The sequence below is a fragment of the Candidatus Leptovillus gracilis genome, from assembly GCA_016716065.1.
Lineage (GTDB): Bacteria > Chloroflexota > Anaerolineae > Promineifilales > Promineifilaceae > Leptovillus > Leptovillus gracilis.
On the sequence record JADJXA010000006.1, the window covers coordinates 251736 to 274575 of the forward strand.

18 protein-coding genes and 1 pseudogene are annotated in these 22840 nt (G+C 57.0%); 14 read left to right on the top strand and 5 right to left on the bottom strand.

Features of this window, described 5'->3' with window-relative positions; all coding sequences use genetic code 11:
* Positions 1 to 14 precede the first annotated feature (14 nt).
* The 8 genes from IPM39_17430 to IPM39_17465 all read left to right on the top strand — a co-directional run bounded on the left by IPM39_17430 (position 15) and on the right by IPM39_17465 (position 7236).
* Complete coding sequence (locus IPM39_17430; GenBank protein MBK8987821.1) at positions 15 to 977, top strand: alpha/beta fold hydrolase; 963 nt, start codon at positions 15 to 17, stop codon at positions 975 to 977.
* Between the two features lie 291 nt (positions 978 to 1268).
* Positions 1269 to 1658 carry a DUF4280 domain-containing protein gene (locus IPM39_17435; protein MBK8987822.1) on the top strand — a complete coding sequence of 130 codons (390 nt, stop codon included), beginning with the start codon at positions 1269 to 1271 and terminating at the stop codon, positions 1656 to 1658.
* 256 nt (positions 1659 to 1914) lie between these two features.
* Positions 1915 to 3519 (top strand): hypothetical protein, encoded by a 1605-nt coding sequence (locus IPM39_17440; protein MBK8987823.1) that lies wholly within the window; start codon positions 1915 to 1917, stop codon positions 3517 to 3519.
* A gap of 3 nt (positions 3520 to 3522) precedes the next feature.
* Complete coding sequence (locus IPM39_17445) at positions 3523 to 4416, top strand: glycosyltransferase family 2 protein (GenBank protein MBK8987824.1); 894 nt, start codon at positions 3523 to 3525, stop codon at positions 4414 to 4416.
* Positions 4417 to 4439: 23 nt separating this feature from the next.
* Positions 4440 to 5543 (top strand): glycosyltransferase, encoded by a 1104-nt coding sequence (locus IPM39_17450; protein ID MBK8987825.1) that lies wholly within the window; start codon positions 4440 to 4442, stop codon positions 5541 to 5543.
* Between the two features lie 25 nt (positions 5544 to 5568).
* Positions 5569 to 5784: a hypothetical protein gene (locus IPM39_17455; protein MBK8987826.1), complete on the top strand. Its 216-nt coding sequence runs from the start codon at positions 5569 to 5571 to the stop codon at positions 5782 to 5784.
* A complete protein-coding gene (locus tag IPM39_17460; protein MBK8987827.1) occupies positions 5762 to 6319 on the top strand; it encodes a methyltransferase domain-containing protein in 558 nt (185 codons plus the stop codon). Before IPM39_17455 ends, IPM39_17460 begins: the two co-directional genes overlap by 23 nt.
* Positions 6316 to 7236, top strand: a complete 921-nt coding sequence (locus IPM39_17465; protein MBK8987828.1) for a flippase-like domain-containing protein — start codon at positions 6316 to 6318, stop codon at positions 7234 to 7236. Before IPM39_17460 ends, IPM39_17465 begins: the two co-directional genes overlap by 4 nt.
* 24 nt (positions 7237 to 7260) lie before the next feature.
* Here the strand turns inward: IPM39_17465 and IPM39_17470 are convergent, their stop codons facing one another.
* Complete coding sequence (locus IPM39_17470) at positions 7261 to 8808, bottom strand: glycosyltransferase family 39 protein (protein MBK8987829.1); 1548 nt, start codon at positions 8806 to 8808, stop codon at positions 7261 to 7263.
* A gap of 93 nt (positions 8809 to 8901) precedes the next feature.
* Between IPM39_17470 and IPM39_17475 the strand changes: the two genes are divergently transcribed.
* The 5 genes and pseudogenes from IPM39_17475 (at position 8902) to IPM39_17495 (ending at position 16041) form a co-directional block, all read left to right on the top strand.
* Entirely contained in the window at positions 8902 to 10431 is a 1530-nt protein-coding gene (locus IPM39_17475) for a hypothetical protein (protein ID MBK8987830.1), read from the top strand.
* Positions 10432 to 10551: 120 nt separating this feature from the next.
* The gene (locus IPM39_17480) at positions 10552 to 12003 is read left to right on the top strand and encodes a glycosyltransferase family 39 protein (protein MBK8987831.1); all 1452 of its coding nucleotides are present in this window, start codon (positions 10552 to 10554) and stop codon (positions 12001 to 12003) included.
* 45 nt (positions 12004 to 12048) lie between these two features.
* Positions 12049 to 12918, top strand: coding sequence for a hypothetical protein (locus IPM39_17485; GenBank protein MBK8987832.1), 870 nt, complete (start codon positions 12049 to 12051; stop codon positions 12916 to 12918).
* Positions 12919 to 13544: 626 nt separating this feature from the next.
* Positions 13545 to 14525: pseudogene (locus tag IPM39_17490) on the top strand ((d)CMP kinase).
* Positions 14526 to 14598: 73 nt separating this feature from the next.
* Positions 14599 to 16041, top strand: a complete 1443-nt coding sequence (locus IPM39_17495) for a DUF512 domain-containing protein (protein MBK8987833.1) — start codon at positions 14599 to 14601, stop codon at positions 16039 to 16041.
* 61 nt (positions 16042 to 16102) lie between these two features.
* Here IPM39_17495 and IPM39_17500 read toward each other — a convergent pair whose 3' ends face one another.
* The 4 genes from IPM39_17500 to IPM39_17515 all read right to left on the bottom strand — a co-directional run bounded on the left by IPM39_17500 (position 16103) and on the right by IPM39_17515 (position 20740).
* Entirely contained in the window at positions 16103 to 18166 is a 2064-nt protein-coding gene (locus tag IPM39_17500) for an ABC-F family ATP-binding cassette domain-containing protein (protein MBK8987834.1), read from the bottom strand.
* A 131-nt stretch (positions 18167 to 18297) separates the two neighbouring features.
* A complete protein-coding gene (locus tag IPM39_17505; GenBank protein MBK8987835.1) occupies positions 18298 to 19080 on the bottom strand; it encodes an isopentenyl phosphate kinase family protein in 783 nt (260 codons plus the stop codon).
* 22 nt (positions 19081 to 19102) lie between these two features.
* Positions 19103 to 19639 (bottom strand): LOG family protein, encoded by a 537-nt coding sequence (locus tag IPM39_17510; protein MBK8987836.1) that lies wholly within the window; start codon positions 19637 to 19639, stop codon positions 19103 to 19105.
* Between the two features lie 129 nt (positions 19640 to 19768).
* Positions 19769 to 20740: a P1 family peptidase gene (locus IPM39_17515; GenBank protein ID MBK8987837.1), complete on the bottom strand. Its 972-nt coding sequence runs from the start codon at positions 20738 to 20740 to the stop codon at positions 19769 to 19771.
* 446 nt (positions 20741 to 21186) lie between these two features.
* Here IPM39_17515 and IPM39_17520 point away from each other — a divergent pair, with 446 nt between their 5' ends.
* Positions 21187 to 22827: an ABC-F family ATP-binding cassette domain-containing protein gene (locus IPM39_17520; protein MBK8987838.1), complete on the top strand. Its 1641-nt coding sequence runs from the start codon at positions 21187 to 21189 to the stop codon at positions 22825 to 22827.
* Positions 22828 to 22840: the final 13 nt, after the last annotated feature.

Genomic DNA, 22840 nt, shown 5'->3' on the forward strand with positions numbered 1-22840 from the left:
CCCTGGAGAACCCTATGCCTCTATCATTCGACATGCCCCTGGCGGAACTGCACACCTACCAGGGCATCAATCCTAAACCGGCCGACTTCGATTCCTTCTGGGAACGCGGCCTGACGGAGATGCGCGCCATCCAGCCCCACATCGAACTACTCCCGGCTGACTTCCAGGCTCCCTTCGCCGACTGCTTCCACCTGTACTTCACCGGCGTTGGCGGTGCGCGCCTGCACGCCAAACTGATTCGCCCCAAAGAACAGGCGCACCCTGGTCCGGCCATCTTGATGTTTCACGGCTATTCGATGGATTCCGGCGAATGGACCGACAAATTGGCCTATGCCACCGCCGGATTCACCGTTGCAGCGTTGGATTGTCGTGGGCAGGGCGGCCGGTCGCAAGACCCTGGTGGCGCGTCTGGCTGGACGCTGCACGGCCACATTGTGCGTGGTCTGGACGATGCGCCAGAAAAGCTCAGCTTTCGCCAGATATTTCTGGATACGGCCCAATTGGCGGCTATCGTCATGGACATGCCAGAGGTAGACGCCGGCCGGGTGGGCGCGACCGGAGCCAGCCAGGGCGGCGGCCTGACGCTGGCCTGCGCCGCGCTGGAGCCACGCATTCGCCGCGCCGCGCCCATCTACCCGTTTTTGTGCGATTACCAACGTGTCTGGCAGTTGGACCTGGATGTGGACGCCTACGCCGAGCTAAAGAGCTATTTCCGCCACTTTGACCCGCGCCACGAGCGGGAGGAGGCCATTTTTACGCAGTTGGGCTATGTGGATGTGCAGCATTTGGCGCCGCGCATCCGGGCGGAAGTGCTGCTGGCGGTGGGCCTGCGCGATACGATTTGCCCGCCTTCCACGCAGTTTGCCGCGTACAACAAAATCGGTGCGCCTAAATCGCTGGACTTGTACCCGGAATTTGCTCACGAACACCTTTACGGCCACGCGGACCGTGTTTTTCAGTTTATGTTGGGTTTATAGATGGGTGTATGGCGCGGCGCAATTTCCAGACACGGCTTGCACCACCGGCTGAAGAAGGCGCTGCTGCGCTCTGATCCTGAGTTCTCCGACAGGCTGCTAAAGGCGCGGAGAAAACGCCTGTCTGCACTGACCGCGCCGTTCCGCCCCTGCCATCATTGGAATTGCTGCTGGTGTAAGGGCAGTGTCGCAATTCAGGCAAGCTATGTTAAACTGGCGCAGCATCCAGACATGACAGTTAACGGCTGTCAGGCGATTTGGAAATTGCTCAGAAAAGGAATGGAGGAAACAGCCATGGCGCAACAAGTGGTAAACGGCGCGCAGCTTATGTGTAGTTTTGGCACAGCCCCCAGTGCCCTGGTGGTGACGCCGGAAAATATGACCAATGCCAACAAGGTCCCGGCGGCCACCATCATGGACAATGTGCCCATGAAGAATATCATGCCCTTTGCCATGTGCATCACCCTCAGCAATCCGCAGGTAGCCGCGGCCACGTCGGCCGCTTTGGGCGTGCTGACGCCGCAGCCCTGCATCCCGGTGACCGCCGCCCCGTGGACGCCGGGATCGCCGACGGTGCTGGTGAAAAGCAAACCAGCGCTGACCAACACGTGTACGCTGATGTGCAATTGGGGCGGCTCTATTTCTGTGGTCAGCGCCGGGCAGACGACGGTGAATGCTGCTTGAACGGGAGATTGGTCGCGGGATAGATTCCTTGCCAAATATCAAGCATCTTGTTCTTCGTTGATAAACCAGGCAAGATGCGCGTAGGCATACTTTCCTATAGAAGCGGTCTGAACCAAAAGCTACAATCAGATTTGCGACGGGGGGATATTAAATTGCAGCTAGACTTCCCGGACGATCCACCTAAATGACAAGAGCAAGAACGATAGCCCACATATGCATCCTGGCAGTGGTATTATACGGACTGGCATTCTTTTTTATGAAGTCAGGCGTGTTCTTAGGTAGTGACACTGGGCTGCGATTTCTACAAATTCGTGAATTGATCGCCCAGAACTGGCAATCATTAGCTGTTCGGTATCCCGGCCAATATCTAGACCCAAACTTCAAGTATGTGCCCTTTTATTATGCGTACGCCCTTATCAACAACAAAATCTACTTGAGTATTTCCCCGTTTTTGCCTTTACTTTCCTCCTTGTTCTACAACAAATTAGGTATGGCTGGCCTGCCTGTCGTGCCAGTGCTGAGTAGTTTGGCAACCGCCATTGGCGTTTACATTCTGGGCAAGCAGCAGCGAATTGTTTATCCCCATCTAGCCATGTGGGCAGCGATAATCGCCACTCCCTTGATTTTTTACACCGTCGTACTATGGGATCATACCCTGATTGCGATGTGTGCCGTTTGGAGCGTGGTATGGTTGGCTTATGGCTGGCGGCAAAACAAATGGTGGCCGGCACTTCTATCTGGCGCTACCGCTGGTATAGGCGTTGGCCAAAGACCGGAGATGTATGTCATCATTATTTCATTGGCCCTGAGCCTATTGGTTGTTTTCCGAAGCCGATTCCGGATGATTATTGCATTCGCGGTGGGGTTGTTGCTGAGCATTCTCTTTATTTGGTGGTGGCAATATGGGTGGTATGGTCATCCTTTGGGGATGCCAACAGCGCACAATCTGATGGGTTATGGCAAACCAATCACCCACCATTTGCCATTACAAGGTGGGAATCCTGTTCCACAATACGCTGTCGCCAGCAAGTTTTTAGGGCTGCTGGAGGCGCGTAATATACCTGGCTTTGGTACGTTCGTATTGCTTATGCTGTCCATTGTTTTGATGACCATCGGCCTGAGGCGTGAGCGGCAAACAGTGTTGAAAATCGGGTTCGGGTTTAGTCTGGCAGGGTATGGATTATGTATTGGGTTTGGGCTTCAAGATTTTATGTCGGGCTTGCTGCCAACTTTCCCGCTGCTGGTGTTCGCCATCTCAACCGATCCGCAGGCGAAAGACGAGGATAATTTGAGGATTACTCGATTTGTCCTGACTACAAGCGCGGTATTTCTAGCTATGATGCTCGCAGTATGGCCGGCTTACGGTGGTCTGCAATGGGGAGCAAGGTATTTATTGCCAGTCTATCCATTGCTGATGTTTTTAGCTTTCGCCAATTTCAGCGACTTTGTGCAGAGACCTTCATTTGGCCTTCCTGACGATGTAAAAAGAATGGCCTTAAGTTTGCTGGTGATCAGTATTCTGATTCAGAGTGTGGGTCTCTGGCAGCTTGATAGACAAATAGAGGAGCAAACGAAGATGAGAACTCTCATAGAGGGAATAGAGGCACGGGTCATCATGACAAACCGACCGTTTTTGCCAGCTGAAATGTCGTCTGTAACCGACAAAATATTCCTGTATGTGAGTGAGGAGGCGGATTTTTATGATTTATTGCCGAGGTTCTGGCGGCAAGGGATAAGAGAATTTGCGTATGTGCCCTCTGAATACACTCAAGTGCTGTTTTTGCCTGTCTCTATTGAAGGCTTTCGCGTGCAGCAGAAAGATGTTTACCGATACGAATTGATTGCACTTGAGCGAGAATAACCTATGAATGCTCCTGTTTTTCTTTCTGTTGTTGTACCTATGTATAATGAAGAGAATGCCATTGTTGGGCTTTTGACGCATCTATCTGAATTGTTTGCGACCCAGCTGCCAGAGATGACCTGCGAAATTTTGGTTGTGGATGATGGCTCGTCTGATGGCTCGGCGGAGGCGGTTCATCAATGTGGTATTTCAAATGTGTGCTTGTGCCAGCACCCTTACAACATCGGTAATGGGGCAGCGGTAAAGACGGGCATCAGAAACGCGCAGGGGCAGTATATTTTGCTCATGGACGCCGATGGGCAGCATAAACCGGAAGATATTCCCCGCCTGCTGGAGCACCTGGACCGGTACGACATGGTCGTCGGGGCGCGTACGGGGGAATCGGATACGGCCGTGCACCGGGACCTGGCCAATTTCATCTACAACACCTTCGCCAGCTACATTTGTGGCCGTAAAATCGAAGACCTTACCTCTGGCTTTCGCATGATCAAGGCCGACATCGCCAAAAAGTTTCTGTATCTTCTGCCCAACACCTTTTCTTATCCCACCACCCTCACCCTGGCCGTGGTCCGCGCCGGGTACAGCTTACATTACGTGCCAATTGCCGTGCGCAAACGAGTTGGCAAAAGTAAAATCAAACTCCTGCGCGACGGCTCCCGTTTCTTCTTGATCATGTTCAAGATCGCCACCATCTTTTCACCGCTCAAAATTTTCATCCCGGCCGGCATTCTAATGTTCCTTGTCGGATTTTGTTATGGGCTGTTTAAGGTGGTGTTTCTCAACACCCGCTACGGCCCTACGTCGGCTATGTTAATGATTATGTCGGTCATCATTTTTATGGTGGGATTGGTTTCTGAGCAAGTGGCGCAGCTCCGCTTTGATCGCAGCGAACAGTGACATGACTTCCACGCATTTAGAAGATGAACCAACGGCCATGCAAACCGGCTGCTACATCCTCTGCTACTACTTCCCTGAATTCGTGCGCACGGCCACCTTGCTCCAGGCTTTGCAGCAGATTCGATTGGCTGACGCTTTACACAGCCCGCAACACCACCCGCGGCTGGCTGCGTTATGCCCAAACCCTCAGCCGCCTGTTGTGGCTCAGGCTGCGCCATCGCCCCGATTTCTACATTTTAGGCTTTCGCGGTTATGAATTGTTCTGGGCCGTGCGCCTGATCACCTGGGGTAAACCGCTTTTCTTTGACCACATGATGTCGCCATATGACAGCCTGGTCAATGAAAAACACCGCTTTTCAGCCAATTCATGGCTCGCGCGAATTGTACGTTGGTACGAAAAAGGTGTCTTAAATGGGGCCGATCAGTTTTTGACCGACACGCCAATGCACCAAGCGTATTTTGCCCGGCTATTTGGCATTAACCCACAAAAAATCTACCCGCTCCACGTCGCTGCCGATGAAACGCTCTTTAAGCCTTGCGCTACAAAACCCAAAGAGTTATCTTCTGAAATTTTGAGCGTTTTCTTTTATGGCTCCTTTTTACCGCTGCATGGCATTGAGGTGATTTTGCAAGCTGCGTCTCGGCTGCTGGGGCAGCCTGTCCAGCTTACATTGGTGGGTGGGCATAAACAGGATTTACGGCCGTTTCACACCCTATGCTCCCAGCTTAACCTCACCAACGTCACGCATATTCCCTGGATAGATTACGTAGACTTACCCCAATGGGCCTGCCAGGCTGATTTATGCCTCGGCGGACCATTTGGCAACACCGGGCAAGGCCGTCGGGTCATTACCGGCAAAACTTTTCAATTCCTGGCGCTGGGCCAACCGACAGTGGTCGGGCTGGCTGAGAAAAATGAACATTTTATTCATCAACAAAACTGCCTGCTGATACCGCAGGGCGACCCGGCTGCATTGGCCGAAGTGATCGTCTGGGCAGCGGGCCACCGCCAGGAATTGGCAGAAATCGGCCGCCAGGGACATTCGTTGTACCAGCAAGAATTTTCCGTGGCGCGCCTGCGTGAACAATTGGAGATAATTTTGCATCATGCCTTACTACCCACCTAGATATCTCTTTCGCCGTCAGGCAGTTATGCGTATCGTAAAACCTGGTGCAGCATTTCTGGAAGTTGGCCCCGGTAATATGCAGCTTGCCCAGGAAATGCTGCGCTATTTCCAGCGCGGGACACTCATCGAATACAGCGAGGACGTGTGGACCGTCTATCAAGCACTGCCTCCAGCGGCTCAGGCCCGCCTGGAACTGTGGGTGGTGGACTTTATGACGCATGACACAAACGCCTGGGTTTGACTGCGTCATTGCCTGCGAAGTCTTGGAACATATTCCCGAAGACGCCGCTTTTCTGCAGAGGCTGCACGCCGCGCTCAACGACCAGGGCCAGCTTATTCTTTCTGTGCCGGCGCGGATGAAGTTTTGGTCGCGCCACGACGAGATTGTGGGGCATTTACGTCGGTATGAATGGGATGACCTGGCAAGTTTAGTGACCAGCGCCGGATTTGAAAATGTGCAGATTTATGCTTATGGATTTCCGTTTGTCAACCTGCTGCGCTTCCCGCGTATCTGGCTGGCAAAACGGCAGGCTGCCGAAAAAGCACAGTTGACGGCCGTTGAACAAACCAAAGCCAGCGGTATTGCGCAAACGGCCGTCATGCCATCTCGTCTCGGCTGGCTGATAAACCCCATCACCATCTATCCGCTGGCCCTGTTCTCCACCCTGTTCAACCGGCTGGATTGGTCTGGCGCATACGTCCTGACAGCCTCCAAGAAAAGTATAACTGACAAAGTGAACTTTGCAAGTGACCAATTATGCCCTTTGCGAGCATGATGACAAAACCAACACGCCAATGGGTGGCCACGGCTATGCTTTTCATCCTCACGGCCGTCATCATTCTCTACTTACGGTCGCAACCAGAACTGCTACAATCCTTACAAAACGTCACCTTTGCCAGCCTGTTCTACCTGATTGTCGTTCGGGTAGGCATTTTTGCCATGAACGGCCTGTTTTTACGCGAATTTGCCATCAAATTTGGCGTGCAGCTTTCCTTTCACGAATGGTTCGGTCTGGCATCCGTCACCACAATGGGCAATTACATTACCCCTTTTTCCGGTGGTCTGCTCATTCGCGCCGCCTATCTTAAGAAACGCCACCGACTGCCTTACGCCCAATTCACCACCATGCTGACTTCCAACTATCTGATCATGTTCTGGCTGATAGGCGTCATTGGTTTGCTGGCGCTGGGCGCAATGGGCCAGGGATGGCAGCGCTATTGGCCTATCGTCCTGCTTTTTGGCAGTGTTGTCGCCAGTATTTCCATCATTTTTCTATTTCCAGTGCAGCATGTACCTTGGGATAACCGTATCGGCCGTTTTTTGAATACTTTGTTAACCGGCTGGTTTATGGTTAAGCGGGACTATGGACTGCTGCTGCGCCTGACGCTGCTAACCGCTCTCACCATTGGTTTAAACGCTCTCTCTTTTTGGCTGGCATACCAGGCGTTAGGGCAAGCCATTTCCTTTATGGCTGCTTTGCTGTTGGGGCTGGTGGCCGCTTTTTCCATTTTCATTAATCTGACGCCAGGGAATCTGGGCATTCAAGAGGCAATGGTGGGCCTCTCGGCAGAGCTTTTGGGTGCGGGCGGTGGCGAAGGTTTGCTGGCGGTGCTGTTGATTCGAGCTGTTACTATCCTTTGCGCATTTACTCTGGGACCACTATACAGCTACTATCTGACCCGCAACATTTAATACCAGCAAGCATATATCGGCAAATCAGTTCCGGCGACGATACAACAAACGGCCGTCCATCTCCCCTGCCAGTTCATACTTCTCCGCCAACCCGGCCGCCAGCCAATCTGGCATCGTCTCTACCCCCACAATGGTGTAGTTGTCTATGACGATCAATGCGGCCGTGAAAATTTGCTCCCGCTTATGCACATCCGCCCCGGTTACAGACACGGCAATCGGCCAGATGGTGTCTATGACGGCGTGGCGGTCAGCCAGGAAGTAGAGTTCCATGAAATTGGACCAGAAGTAAATGGTATCGTCGGGCGCCGTGTGCGCCTGAATGTAAGCCGCCAGATCTTTCATTTCCAGAGCGACCACGCCAGCTTCGTCGGGTAGGCCACTGACCAGAAACGATTCATAACTCTGCCGCCCCAACAGATAACGGCCGTATTCCCGGTAAAATGTGAAGTTTGGCAAAAAATTAACGAGAGTGACGAGCAGAAACAAAGCGGCGATAACGGCCGTTTCCCCTCTTTTGCCCGATTTCCGCCCCACATCGCGCGCCAATTTATCTATAAACCAGGCCGCCAGCAGCGTCACCGACGGGATAAACATCACGTAATAATGCTGCAAATAGGAGCGGCTAACATTGGTTTCCACGAAGGCCAGGCCAAACCAGGCGGCCAACAGCGCCAACTGCCCATTTTCCGCCCGGCTGCGCTGGCGGCGCGTGAGCGGCAAAAACAGCAGCCCGGCGATTGCCGCCAGCAGCAGCAAGGCATTGCTGCGCGCCAAAACCGCCAACGGAACCAATAGATGATGCTCCGGTCCGGTAAAGGTGGGGTGCTGGCGCGCCGTCAGGTACTTCTCGCCAATCTGGAACACCAGTAAAAACCGGTCGAGTAAACCGACGGCCGCGAAATAAGCGAAGACGGGCAGAATGACCATCGCCACGCCCAAAACAGCCCATAACCCACGAGTTACGGCCGTTTTCCACTGCCGCTCCGCCCACAAATCCCACAACAAGGCCACCGCTGTCAGCCCTGCCGGAGCGATGATATAATTGGCCTTAAACAGGAATGCCACACCAGCCAACACGCCAATCGCCAGGAAACGGCCGTAATCTCCTCCCTCTTCCTTGCGCCCGGCCAGCAGCAGCGCCACGCCCACCTGCGGCAGCACCACAAACAACTCCGTGCGCGCGCTAAACGCCGAAAGCTCCCAGGTGGCAAACAACAAAGCCGCCCCCAGCGCCGCCAACAACCCCACCCGCCGGTTTGCTATTCTCCAGCCCAATTGGTAGATCAGCCCAACGGCAGCCACAATCCATACCAGCAGCACAGCCTTAATCGCCGCCACCGATTCACCAAACATGGCAAACGCCAGGGCGTTCGTATAAAACACCCCCGGCATGTGGTGGTCGGGGTGATGTTCGCCGTACAAGGGTTCGCCGCGCAAAATCAAACGGCCGTGGTAGGCATGGTCGCCGCTGTCATTCTCAAACGGCACGTAAAAGGCGGGCCACCGCAGCAGCAGCACCAGCAAAAACAACGCCGCCATCGTTACCCACTCCAGTCTCATTTTCGCCATCATCCCTCCAACCAATCATCAAAGCGTCGGCCCAATTCTGACACTTTTACCATTTTTTGCCACCCTTGTGGCCTTGTTGGTATCATGTGATGCGGCATGAGAGGGAGAACGGCCGTTCCCCCCATCTGCCAGACACACACCATGCGTACAACCAGCCTCACCCACGCCCATCATCCGACCCCACCACGGTGGCAGTTTTGGATTCTATTGGCTTTGTTGGCCGGAATTGGCCTTTTTTGGAGCCTGACGCTGCGCCAGGGCCACGTGTGGGGCGGCGATTTCAGCCTATACATCCGCCACGCCCTCAACCTGTTGCAGGGTATCCCCTACGGCGAATCCGGCTACATCCTCAACCCAGCCGATCCGGTTGTCTCGCCGCAAGCCTATCCGCCGGTCTTTCCGCTGCTGCTGCTGCCGGCGCTGGCTCTCTTTGGCTTCAACCTGACAGCGTTGAAGATGGTCGTGGTCGTTTGCTTCGTTTTATTTCTGGCCGTTTACGCCGCGCTGCTGCGGCGCGACCTGCCCTTTTCCCATCTCTGCGCCGTCATCCTCGTCCTCGGCCTGAATCCTTTTTTCTGGGATTTTAAGGACGATGTCCGTTCTGACATTCCGTTCCTGCTATTTACATACATCGCGTTGGTTCAGATTTACCATTTAGCGCCAGAGAAGCGGCAGGGCCGTCAGGCAATTTTGCCGGCCGTCACCACCGGCCTGGTGATGTACCTGGCGTATGGCACGCGCACATTGGGCATAGTTTTGCCCGCCTGCCTGCTCTTGTTAGACCTGCTGCAATGGCGCAAAATCACCTTGTTTACGCTGCTGGCGGGAATTGTTTTTGGCCTGGGAGTTGGCGGACAATCTTTGTTCTTTCCCGGAAACGGGTATTGGCAGCAATATGTTTTTGACCCAACCACCAACGCCCTGAACGTTGCCGGGTATCTTATTTCGTTGTCTACGTTGTGGGAAAATGGGTACAGCAATGCCCTCCTGCTGATTGTGTCTATTGTGACTTTGAGTCTAGCGGTAACGGCCGTTTGGACCCGTCTCCGCGCCCGCCTCACGATTTTGGAGCTGTACCTGCTGGCCTATGTGCTGGTTCTGGCCGTCTGGCCGGTCTCTCAGGGCATTCGCTTTCTCATCCCGGTCTTGCCCTTGTATCTGTTTTACGTTTTTGCCGGTGTGGGGCAGTTGGCGGCCCGGCTGCCCGGGAAATGGGGCGGGGGGTTGTTTTGGGGGGTAACGGCCGTTATCTTCCTCTCCTCTGCTGCCAGATACACCACCCTACCCTTCGATGCCATCCCCACTGGCATCGGTCGCGCCGAAAGCGTGGCCTTGTTTGAATACGTGCGCGCCGAAACGGCCGAAACCGATGTCCTCATCTTCCGCAAGCCGCGTGTGCTGGCCCTGTACACCGGCCGGTCCTCGGCCATTTTTCATCCCGAACAGAGCGGCGAAGCGGAGCAATGGGCCTTCTGGCGAGAAATTGCGGCCACACACCTGATTGTGGCTAACTGGGACGAAGCCCATTGGCAGCAGTTCATCGCTGAACACCAGGCGCTGCTGGAACCGGTTTATGCCAACGCTGATTTTCGCGTCTATCGCCTTGCCCGTTGGCCGGAAGAATAGAGGCTGATTTCAATTTCTATGCGCAAATCATCGCACACTTTCACAGTTACAAAACTACTACTCTTAGCCATCCTGCTGCTAGGCTTTGGACTGAGATTGCACGGGCTTCAGGCGCAAAGCTTGTGGCGTGACGAGCTTTTTTCCGTTTTTGCCACACTTGCCCCGTTCGAGGAGACGTTAGGACATCTCATTCGTGATCGCGTTCACCCACCCCTTTACTATTTGCTTCTATTCTTGTGGGTCAAACTGGGCTACAGTGAGTTTATCCTACGACTGTTTTCCGTTGTATGGGGCGTGTTAACCATTCCTGTACTGTATCGTCTGGCAAAAAGAGTCGGTGGGCACACGGTTGGGTTGATCGGTGCGTTTCTGTTGGCTGTTTCACCATTTCATATATGGTTTTCGCAGGAAGTTCGTATGCACACCCTGGTCGTATTTGCCATCACGGCTTCGGGCTGGTTTCTGCTGCGTCTGGCTGACGGTCCGTCGCGGCTAAACTGGCTGGGGTACTCGGCGAGCATCGCAACGGCCGTGTACACCCATTATTTCGCTCTCCTGGTGCTGGCAAGCCATGCCCTGGCATTGGCGGCCAACGCCAAAACGCTGCCGGCCCTCTGGCACAAATTTATCCGGCAGGCAATTCTGATCGGCATCCTCTTCGCAGCCTGGGCCAGCCTCGTCTTGCTCAACAGCGGCGCCGGCGAACTGGCTACCGGCAATGTCGGCTGGATTGGTCGCCCCCACTGGTACGAACCCTTGCTTACTCTTGTCGCCTTTAGCACGGGTTCCACAATTGATCAGGAACTGTGGCAGAACTACATCAATGCCATCATTTTTTTTGCTTGCCTGATCGTGGCCTTCATAACCACCATTTCTCCTCGGCTGGCAAACAAGCAAGCAATCTCGTTGCATGGTCAGGCGCATTTCAGAGCGCAGGTCTTATGGTCCTGGCTGCTCTTCCCAATCCTGATCACCTGGCTGGTATCCTTGCGGGGTTTCCCCCTGCTAAATATCTCGATCTACATGGACCGGAATCTAATTGTGGTTTTGCCGGCCATGCTGGTGCTGGTCGCTTGCGGATTATTCCATCTCACAAAGAAACGGCCGTTGCTCCTATGGGCCGCCTTAATTGTCATCGGGGTTATGAATGGGCAGGCGCTCCAGCAGATGTTCCAAAATCCAGACTACCATCGGGAAGATTGGCGCGGCGCGCTGCGACAAATCAACCACGACTATCAGCCGGGCGACCAACTGTTCATGCCTTTTGGGACCATCCTTCCCTGGTGGTATTATGGAGAAGGAATACCTTACCAGGTCCGGCCCAGGGAGTTTGATGAAACTGATTTCTCTCGTCAAGTAACCGAGATCGCCGCCGAAACACCACGCTTATGGTTACTCTCGTTCAGCGACAACACAAATCCACACGGATTCCCGGCGGAGCGAAACGCCTACATAGCCCAAATTTACCAACGCGATCCGTTTGCGGCCTGGCTTGTCGAACATTACAATCTGGCCGCACAATGGACCTATGCCGGTATTCGTGTTGGGTTGTATGACTTGCGCTTACCATGATCTTGCGACCGTGCTGCACCATCATCAAGGAAAACAATTCTTCTCATGGCATCCACAACCACCAACCAGTTCAAACATACGGCCGCAAACCCCTATCTATGGGCCACATTGCTCTTCGCCGCCTTTTTCGCCGCGCTGTTTTACATAAACAAACCCCCAGATGGCGACTGGGAATGGACCTTTTACCGGGCCGGGCAAAACGCCCTGCACGTTTATCGTGGTCATGAAATTCATTACGTTTACCCACCCTGGTTAGCCGTCATCCTGGCCCCATTTGCCCTGTTTCCCAGCGCCATCGCCGCTGCGCTCTGGCGCGCCGCTACCGTCATGATGGTCAGTTTTGCCGTGTGGCGCTTTGGCGGTGATATCAAGAGTCTGGCTTTCACATTCTGCACCCCGTTCTTTTATGCGTTGATGGTTTATGGGCAAATTGACGCCCTGATTTTGTTGGGCGTCGCTCTGGCCCTGTATTCATCTCTGGGCCTTCAACTCATCGGCTGCTTGCTCATACTCATCAAGCCTCAAGTAGCCGGTCTGACATTGCCCATCATCTGGCTGCGTTCGGATCACAAAACAGGGCTGCTATTGTCTGGGCTGCTGGTCGTTTTATTGAGTCTGGTTCTATGGGGAATCTGGCCTTCGGACGTATATGCGATGATGGCAACTCTGTCCACCCGGCGCTCTATAGACGTTTGGCCTTACGGTTTGCTGCTGGGTATCCCCTTATTCGTCCTGGCCTGGCGGCGGCGCAGCGTAGAAACAGCGATGCTGGCTACCTTCTTTTGCACGCCTTACGCCAATTTACAATCCCTGGTCCCAATTTCTGCCGTCCTCTTTGCAAAACTGTCAGCGAAAGTTTCTTTCATTTTGTTAATTGGCATTTGGTTAGTCTTAATCGCCACCGCCAGCATGTAAACAGCCGGTGTCTGTGTTAACCTGCTGTTGCTTTTCCCACTTCTTCTGCTATCTTTCCATAAGAGAAATAGACATCTATGGAAGAACGACTACAAAAAATCATCGCCCAAACTGGCCTGGCCTCGCGCCGCGAAAGCGAAAAGATGATCCGCAACGGCCGTGTCCAAGTCAACGGCCGTGTCGCCCAAATCGGCGACAAAGCCGACCCTACCAAAGACCGCATCGAGGTAGACGGCCGTAAACTCGCCCGCCCCGACAGCCAAACCATCTACATCGCCCTCAACAAACCCAAAGGCGTCCTCTCCTCCACCGAGGACGAGATGGAAGCCGGCCGCCAGACCGTACGCGACCTGATTGACCTGCCCGGCCATCTCTATCCAGTTGGCCGCCTGGACAAACAAAGCGAGGGCCTGATGCTCATGACCAACGACGGCGACCTGGCCCACAAGCTCACCCATCCGCGCTACGGCCACGAAAAAACCTACCGCGTGGAAATCGAAGGCGACATCCACCCCGCCCAACTCGACCAATGGCGGCAGGGCGTGATGCTAGACGGCCGTCTCACCGCCCCCGTGCGCATCACCGTCCTGGAACAATTCCCCGACCTCACCCGGCTGGAAATTGTCATGCGCGAAGGGCGCAAGCGCCAAATCCGCCGCATCGCCGCCGAATTTGGCCACCCCGTGCGCCAGCTCAAACGGCTGCGTATCGGTCCGCTGCAGCTGGGCAACCTGGCCCCCGGCAAATGGCGCTACCTCAAACCCGGCGAAGTCGCCGCCCTCCGCCAGGCCCGACAAATCCACCACCGCCAAACCAACCAGCAAACCAACCGACCAACAAACCAACAAACCCGCCACCCGCCCATCGGCCATCAACAAATCCACAACCAAACCAACCAGCCGACAAACCACCAAATCCGCCACCCACAAACCACGAGGCAAATCTTGACCAACACCATCATCCCCCACCTCGTCATCGCCATTGATGGCCCCGCCGCCTCCGGCAAATCCACCATTGGCCGCCTGCTGGCCGAACAGCTCGGCTTTCTGTTCCTCGATACCGGCTTTATGTACCGCGCCGTCACCCTGGCCGCATTACGCGCCGGAATTGATTTGGCCGACGAAACGGCCGTTACCACCCTCTCCGCCCAACTCGATTTAGATGTGCAACCAGGCGCGGGATATGATGACGGCCGTCACTACACCGCCCTTCTCAACGGCGAAGACGTCACCTGGGCGCTCCGTTTGCCAGAAATAGACGCCAATGTCAGCCTGGTGTCCAGCTATGCCGGCGTGCGCCAGGAAATGGTCAAACGCCAACGCGCCTTTGGCCGGCGCGGGCAGGTCGTGATGGTCGGCCGCGACATCGGCACAGTGGTCATGCCCGACACGCCGCTCAAGCTGTTCATCACCGCCAGCGCCGCTGAACGCGCCCACCGCCGCTGGCGCGACCGCCAACAACAAGGCCACCCCGCCGCCTACGCCGACATCCTGGCCGACGTCGAACGCCGCGACGACATCGACAGCCACCGCGAACACTCCCCCCTCCGCCCCGCCGCCGACGCCCTGATCATCGACACCACCGGCCACTCCGTCGCCGACATCGTCGATCTCGAGACATCCTGCTCCGTTGACCGTCAACGCCTAGCCATTCCCAATCTCAATCCAATTCGTAAATCCCATGCCCTTATTCCAAGAACTCGACCCCACCACCTTCGCCGGCGGCCGTATCACCGGCATCGAACCACGCAGCGTCGCCGCCAAAATTGGCCTGCAAATCGGCGACGAACTACTGGCGATCAACGACCAGCGCGTCGAAGACGTGATAGACGTGCAGTTTCACGGCGCCGACGAACACCTGAACCTGCTCATCCGGCGCGGCGACGACCTGGTGCTGTACGAAGCCAATCGGCGCTACAACCAGTCGCTCGGCCTGGAATTTGAGCATCCCACTTTCGACGTGGACATTCGCCGCTGCAACAACCTGTGCGAATTTTGCTTCGTGCTGCAAATGGCCCCCAAATTCCGCCGCACCCTCTACATCAAAGACGACGATTACCGCTACTCTTTCCTCTTCGGCCACTTCGTCACCCTCACCAACCTGTCCGACCATGACTGGCAGCGGATCGAAACGATGCGCCTGTCGCCGCTTTACGTCTCCGTACACGTCACCGATTTGGCAATGAGGCGTAAATTTCTGCGCAACGCCGCCGCCCCAGACATCCTGGCCCAGCTGCGCTGGCTGGCCGAGCGGCGCATCGAAATTCACACCCAGTTGGTCGTCGTGCCGGGCTTCAACGACGGCCGTTGGCTGGAACGCTCCATCCGTGAACTGGCCGATTTATGGCCGGCCGTCCAGTCGATCAGCGTGGTCCCCGTCGGCCTGACGCGCCATCACAAATACGCCATGCGCGTTCACACGCCGGCAGAAGCGGCCGCGACCCTGGCCTACGTCGAGTCATTACAGCCCATCTACCAACAGCGTTTTGGCGCGCGCTTCGTCTACCCCACCGACGAGTGGTACCTGGTATCCGGCCGCGAAGTGCCGCCCCTGACCGCCTACGACGGCCAGCAGTTACATGAAAACGGCCTGGGTCTGGTACGACAGTTTCTAGATGAATGGGAAGAGGTGCAAGAGGAAATTGTCAATGGTCAATGGTCAATGGTCAATGGTCAATCGTTGATGTTGGTGACGGCGACGTTGTTTGCGCCAGTGCTGCGCGAGAAGGCGGCCGAGTTTGCGGCGCTGACCGGGGTGGGCGTAACGGTGCTGCCGGTGGTCAATCAACGGTTAGGCGCGACGATTACGGTGGCCGGGCTGCTGATGGGATCAGATGTGTTGGCGGCGCTGGAAGAGGCAACGGCCGTTTCCCCACCCAACCTCATCCTCCTCCCCCGCGTCATGTTCGACCACCCCGATCGCATCGCCCTGGACGATATTTCGCCGCAAGACATCGCCAACCGCCTGCAAACACCCATCGCCCTGGCCGACACCCTGGGCGACGTCTGGGACGCGCTCATCGGCCAATCGCAGGTCGTCTACCAGCCGCAAGCGGCGAACCCTGCCGCCCACATCCCCCTCCGCCTGCTCCCCGACGACGAAGACAACAGCCACTTCTCCTAAAAGCCGACAAGATTGGTCCAATCTTTGAGATTGGACCAATCTCCAGTCTCCACTCCAGTCTCTACCCTCCCTGTAACTCCTCCCACTCCGCCACCAGGACGTCCAGCGTAGATTGGGCCGTCTCTTGTTCCAGCAGTAAGCGCGCAATTTCCGCCTCGTCGGCGGCAACCTGGGCGGCGGCCAGTTCGCGTTCGATTTGCTCCAACCACACTTCGGCGTCTTCTACCTCGTCCACCAGTTCGCGCAGCCGTTGGGCGCGGCTGCGCTGCTGCTTTTTGCCCTTGCGTGGCGAAACGGGCACGGCCGTTACCTCGGCAATCCAGTCCAAATCAGGCGGCGGCAGGGTCGGTTCCACCGGCGCAGTTGGCAGCGGCACTTTGGCGGGCGCGTCGCCATCCGCGCCAACCTGCCCCTTCGCCGCCACGTACTCCTCATACGTGCCGTGGAAGATGTGCAAACGGCCGTCTACCAACTCCCAAATCTGCGTCGCCAACCGGCTCACCAGATACCGGTCATGCGACACCAGCACAATCGTGCCGTCGAACTGCTCCAGCACTGTTTGCAGCACTTCCTGCGACGGGATATCCAGGTGATTGGTCGGCTCGTCCAGCAGCAAGAAATTGGCCCCGGTCAGCGCCAGAATCGCCAACGCCAGCCGCCCCCGCTCGCCGCCGCTGAGATCCGCCACCCGCTTAAACACATCATCGCCGCGGAAGAGGTAACGCGCCAGGTAGCTGCGCGCCTCCAGTTCGGTCACGTCTTGGTGACGGCGCACTTCGTCCAGCACCCGGTTGCCCTGTACCAACTGGTCATGAGCCTGGGCGAAGTAGCCCATGTGCAGATTGTCGCCGGGCAGCAGTTCGCCGCGCCGGGGGGCAATCTCGCCCAGCAGCAGGCGCAAGAAGGTGCTTTTGCCGCTGCCGTTTGGCCCAATCAGCGCCGCGCAGGCGTTGCGCTCCAGCTTGATGTCTTCGGCCTCAAACAGCAGCGTGCCGGGGTAGCCGACGGCCAAATCTTTGGTGCGCAGGACGGTGCGCGTGCTGCGTTCGGCCGCTTCCAGCTTCATCTTCAACTGCGGCGCCCGTTCTTGAGGCGGAATCAACGCCCGCACGCGCCGCTCGGCCTCGTTGATGCTGACGGTGCGCACGCGACCGCCGATTTCCAGCCAGCTTTTGGCCTGCAAATCGGCCAGCGACGCGCCGGCTTCGGCCTGTTCCAGCAGCACAATGTCGCGGGTCAGCCGCTTGAGTTTGCCTTTGGCGATGTCGGTTTTGCCCCCGGCGATGTGCTTGCGAATGAAGGCAATTTCTTCATCCAGCCGCGCCTTTTCGCTCAGGAAAAGCTGGCGCTCTCGTTCCAATTCCTCGGCGCGTTGACGCACGTAGCTGCTGTAGCCGCCGCGATAGGTCTGGAAACGGCCGTCGCTCATCTCCCAAACGTGGTTGACGATTTTGTCCAGAAAGTAGCGGTCATGGCTGACGATGATCAGCGCGCCGGGCCACTGCCGCAGGGTTTGCTCCAACCATTCAACGGCCGTGATGTCCAGATGATTCGTCGGTTCGTCCAGAATCAGCAGGTCGGGTTTTTCCAGCAGCAGGCGGCCCAGCAGCAGGCGCGTCTTTTGCCCGCCGCTCAGGTGGGGCAGCGGCGTGTCCCATTCCGCCTGGGGAAAGCCCAGGCCCAGCAGCACACGCTTGATGTCTACCTGGTAATCGTAACCGCCGCTATGTTCGTAGGTTTCCTGGAGACGGCCGTAGGCTTCCATCAATTCCTCGCCCATCTCGCCCGCCGCCATTTTTGCTTCCATGTCGTGCAGTTGGGCTTCAAGGGCTTGCACGGCGGCAAACACCGTCAGCATTTCCTCGTAGATGGTGTTGTCCTGCCCGGCAAACGTCAGCACCGCCTCCTGCCGCAGATAACCCAACGACACGTCACGCGAGCGCTGCACGGTTCCGGCCGTTGGCTCCAGCAGCCCGGCCAAAATCAGCAGCAAGGTCGTCTTGCCCGCGCCATTCGGACCCACCAACCCCACGCGCTCTTTCTGCGCCAGTTGCAGTTCGACATTTTCAAATAAATCGGTGGCCCCAAAGGCGTGGCCCAGTTCTTTTGTGGTTAAAATCGCCATAACTTAGGTCAATCACAGGAGCTAGAGCGAGAGCGAGAGCGAGAGCTAGAGCGAGAGCTAGAGAAAGAGGTTTGACCACACTCTAGCTCTTGCTCTAGCTCTTGCTACTTTCAAGGGAGGGCTGTGGTAGGTTACGTGGTGATTAGCGTGCCGACGGCCGTTGCCCCATCCACCACCAACCGCGTTACCAGCCCCTCTTCTAACCCAGAGAAAATACGAATCGCCAAATGGGGATGTTCGGCCACCAGGCGCAGCATACTATGAACTTTGGCCGCCATGCCGCCGGTAACATCCGTGCCGCGTGAACCACCCAGGGCGGCAGCCACTTCGTCGTAATTGTCCTGGCTGATGGCCGCCACGACGCGGCCCTGGCTGTCTAACACGCCAGGCACTTCGCCGGCCAGCAGCAGCCAGGATGGCCGCAGCGCTGCGGCCAACGCCATCATCACCTCTTCGGTGGAGACAATCGTGCCGCCCTGTGCCGCGTCGAAGGCCACGTCGCCAAAGATAACCGGGACCAGACCGGCATCCAGCGCCGCCCGAACAGGCTGGCTGGCGATGTGGGTGATACTGCCGTTTTCACACAGCGCCAGCGCCGATGGAGCCAGCCCCAGCGCCGGCACGCCGGCGGCCAGCAGCGCCTCTACCACCAACCGATTCAACCGTACCATAGCCGCGTGAACTTCGGCGAAACCGTGCCACTGTACGGCCGTTTGCACCCCCTGGCGCGTGCCAAATCGGGCGGCGGCCACATGCCCAAAGGAGCCGCCGCCATGCCCAATGACCAGTCGCCCAGCGCGCGTAGCCCGCGCCGCGGCAATTTCCGCCGCCACCCGCGCCAGCACGTCCTGGCGGATGGCCTCCACGCCGGTTTTATCGGTAATCAACGACCCGCCCAATTTTAAGAAAATCAACGCCGCCTCCAGCTACTAACCACTACCGACCGGCCGTCGCCAGGGCAACGGCCGTTTCTGGCGTATCGGCAAAATGCAGCAGGTTGTAATCCTGCACCCGAATGTAATCGGCGTCGAAGAAGGCCGCCAGGGCTGCCCGCCACGTGGAACCGAACAGAACCAACGGCCGTGGCTCAATATCTCCCACCTGCATCAAACTCCAGGCCAGGGCCATCTCCGACAGCGTGCCAACGCCGCCAGGCAGCACAATCATGCCATTGTTGTGCATCACCAGGTGCATCACCCGTTCGCGCAGCAGCTCTTTGCGAATCTCTTCTTTCACCCATTGGTTCGGCGGGATAGGACGAAATGTCTCGATTTGCGCCGCCGTCACCCCAATCACATGGCCGCCCGCCTCGGCCGCCCCCTGGGAAACGGCGGCCATCGTGCCGCTGTAGCCACCTGAGGCCACCGTGTAGCCCGCCACGGCCAGCAGCCGGCCAACCGTATATCCAGCGCGATAAGCCGGGCTGTCTGGCAACGGCCGTGAACTACCAAAAACAGAAATAATACCTTTCATACACCCTCTCCCTTGAAAATGGGAGCGCGGACGTCCCGTCCGCCCCGGCAGGCGAGACGCCTGCGCTCCCAGGGTTTTCATTCCTTGAAGATTTGACAACTCTAGCCAAACACCGAACACTGTGCCCCGTCACACCCCAAACAAACCCGGCGCGCCGGGCAGCGAGGCGGCAAACCGCACCGCGCTGCGAATGGCCTCGGCGACCATTTCTGCGCCGGCGTTGGCCGCCAGGTCAAATGGCGCGTCTACCCGACCAGAAGCCAGGGCAAAAGCGATGTCGCCATCGTGGGTGGTGTGGATGGGGCGGATCGCCATCGCCATACCATCGTGGGCGCGCTGCGCCAGGCGATGGACCTCCGGGCGGCTAAGTCTGGCGTTGGTCCAGACAACCGCCAGCGTGGTGTTTGTGCCGGACAGGGGCATTCGCTCCTGGGAAATGAAGCGCAGGGGGTGGTTGGCGGCCAACCAACGGCCGTCCTCATCCCGCGCCCCGGCCAATACCGAGTTATCCACATCCAAAACATCACCCACCGGATTGGTGACGACCATCGCCCCCACCACCACCTCGCCGATGATCATACTGGCAATGCCGAAGCCGCCCTTCATTTTATAAGGGAATCCGGCCCATTTGCCCACCGTCACGCCCGCGCCAACGCCCACGTTACCTTGCCGAATGGTTCCATCGTGGGCATCCAGGCAGGCGGCGTAACCCATGTCGGTATCCGGGTGGCGATCTCCCCGGCTAAAACCGAGGTCAAAGACGACGGCCGTAGGCACAATCGGTATCGGTTTAATGGGCGTGGGGTGACCGATGCCCCGTTCCGCCAGATAACCCATCACCCCATCGGCCGCCGCCAGACCAAAGGCACTGCCGCCGGTTAGCAGCACAGCATTCACAGCGTGATGGGGCTTATCGGCGGCCAGCAGGGCTGTTTCCCGGCTGCCAGGCGCCGGTCCACGCACGTCCACCGAGCCAACGGTGTTGGGCGGGCACAAAATCACTGTACAGCCGGTGAGATAATCCAAATCGGTCGCGTGGCCGACTTTAAAACCGGCCCGGTTCAGCGCAGTCGGGGAGGAAACAAGGGGTTGATCGGGCATAAGGTACTCTCATTATTATCAGGCGAAGCCCTTCGGGTCTTACAGCCTGTTCAGTATGCCGGGGGAACGGCCGTTTGTCAAACGGCCGTTGGACAGTGAGTATCCAGAAGCCAGTATTCAGTATTCAGTATTCAGTATTCAGTATTCAGTATTCAGTACATGTTTTACCGAGTAAACGCCAACTGAAAACTGGTCACTAAACACTGATTACGACTACAAGTCTCGTGGTATCGTTGCCTTTCCGGGCGATTTGGGTTATCCTGTCGTCATGTTTTTTGTCACTGGCTTTACCGGACGATTGGTTCACCCCCAGGTTAGTGGTTGCAGCGCGGCGCGGCTCTGGTTCAACGCGCCTATTCCCTGATTTTTATGTAAAGTAAAAAGGTCTATTTCAGGAAGCCGAGGCGCACCCGCCTCGGCTTTTTTTGTTTACAAGAGGTATGAGCATGGCTGAAATTTTAATCAATTTGGACAAAGTGAGTGTCAGTTTTGCCGGACGGCTGATCTTCGAGAACCTGGATTGGGAAGTTCAGGACGGGCAGCGCGTGGGGTTGGTGGGGCCAAATGGCGCCGGAAAATCCACTCTGCTCAAGCTGATCACCCAGGAGTTGACGGCCGATGATGGCAACATTTTTCGCCGGTCTGGGCTGACATGGGGACGGCTGCCGCAGGAGCCAGAGATGGAACCGGGCGAAACCGTGCTGTCGGCGGCGATGACGGCCGTGCCCGCCCTGGCGGCCATCGAACACACCATGAGCCACCTGGAAGCGCAGATGGGCGACCCGGCCATCTACAACCAGCCCACGGCGCTGGCGCGGGTGTTGGCCGCCCACGAAAAAGCGCTGGCCGAATATGAACGGCTGGATGGTCCACGCTACGCCAGCCGCGTCAAAGACGTGCTGAACCGCCTGGGATTCGACGCCGACCAATGGGCGACGCCGACGCAGTTTCTCAGCGGCGGGCAGAAAAAGTTGGTGATGCTGGCCCGGCTGGTGGTGCAGCGGCCGCAGCTTTTGCTGCTGGACGAACCGGATAACCATCTGGATTTACCGGCCAAGCGTAATCTGGAGCGGCTGATCAGCAGCTATCCGGGCTGCGTGGTCATCATCTCCCACGACCGCTATTTGCTGGACGAGGTTGCCAGCCACATTGCCGAATTGGAAAACGGCCGTCTCACCCTCTACCCTGGCAATTACACCGCCTACGCCAACGAACGCGCCCTGCGCCGCCTGCGCCAACAGCAGATGTACACGGCGCAGCAAAAGGAAATCAGCCGCATCGAGGCGGCCATCAAACGGTTTGAACTGTGGGCTTCCATTGTGGTGGACGAGCGGCATATTCGCCAGGCGCGCGCCCGGCAAAAGATGTTGGAGCGCATGGACAAGGTGGAAAAAGTAACCGAAGCGCGGCGCATGACGTTGGAAATGGCCGGCTGGCGCGGCAGCAACAAGGTGATTGAGCTGAACAAGGTGGTGAAGACGTTTACGAACGGCCGTACCATCTTCTCTGGCCTGGACCTGACATTGTGGCATGGCGAGCGGGTAGGGCTGGTTGGGCCTAACGGCGCCGGCAAATCGGTGCTGCTGAAGCAGTTGTTGCAGCCGGAAGAGGTCAGCGGCGGGCAAATTAAAATTGGTCCCAGCAGCCAGATTGGCTATTACGCCCAGGAGCATGAGACCCTGGATTACAGCCAGACTTTGATTGACGCCATTCGCCTGACCGCGCCGGTGAGCCGGGAAACGGCCGTTGCCATCCTGCATCGCTTCCTCTTCACCTACGACCAGATGCAGCAAACCATCAGCCAACTGAGCGGCGGCGAACGCAGCCGCCTGCAATTGGCCCGCCTGATGCTGGCCCGGCCCAACCTGCTCATCCTCGACGAGCCGACCAACAACCTGGACATCAGCGCCATTGAAGTGTTGGAGGAAACATTAGAGGAATTTGTGGGCACGGTGCTGGTCATTTCCCACGACCGCTATTTTTTGGACAAGGTGGTAGACCGGGTGGTGGAACTGCGCGACGGCCGTCTGACCGAATTCCTGGGCGGCTACACCGATTACCTGGCCGAAACGGCCGATGGCAGTTGAGCAAAAGAAAACG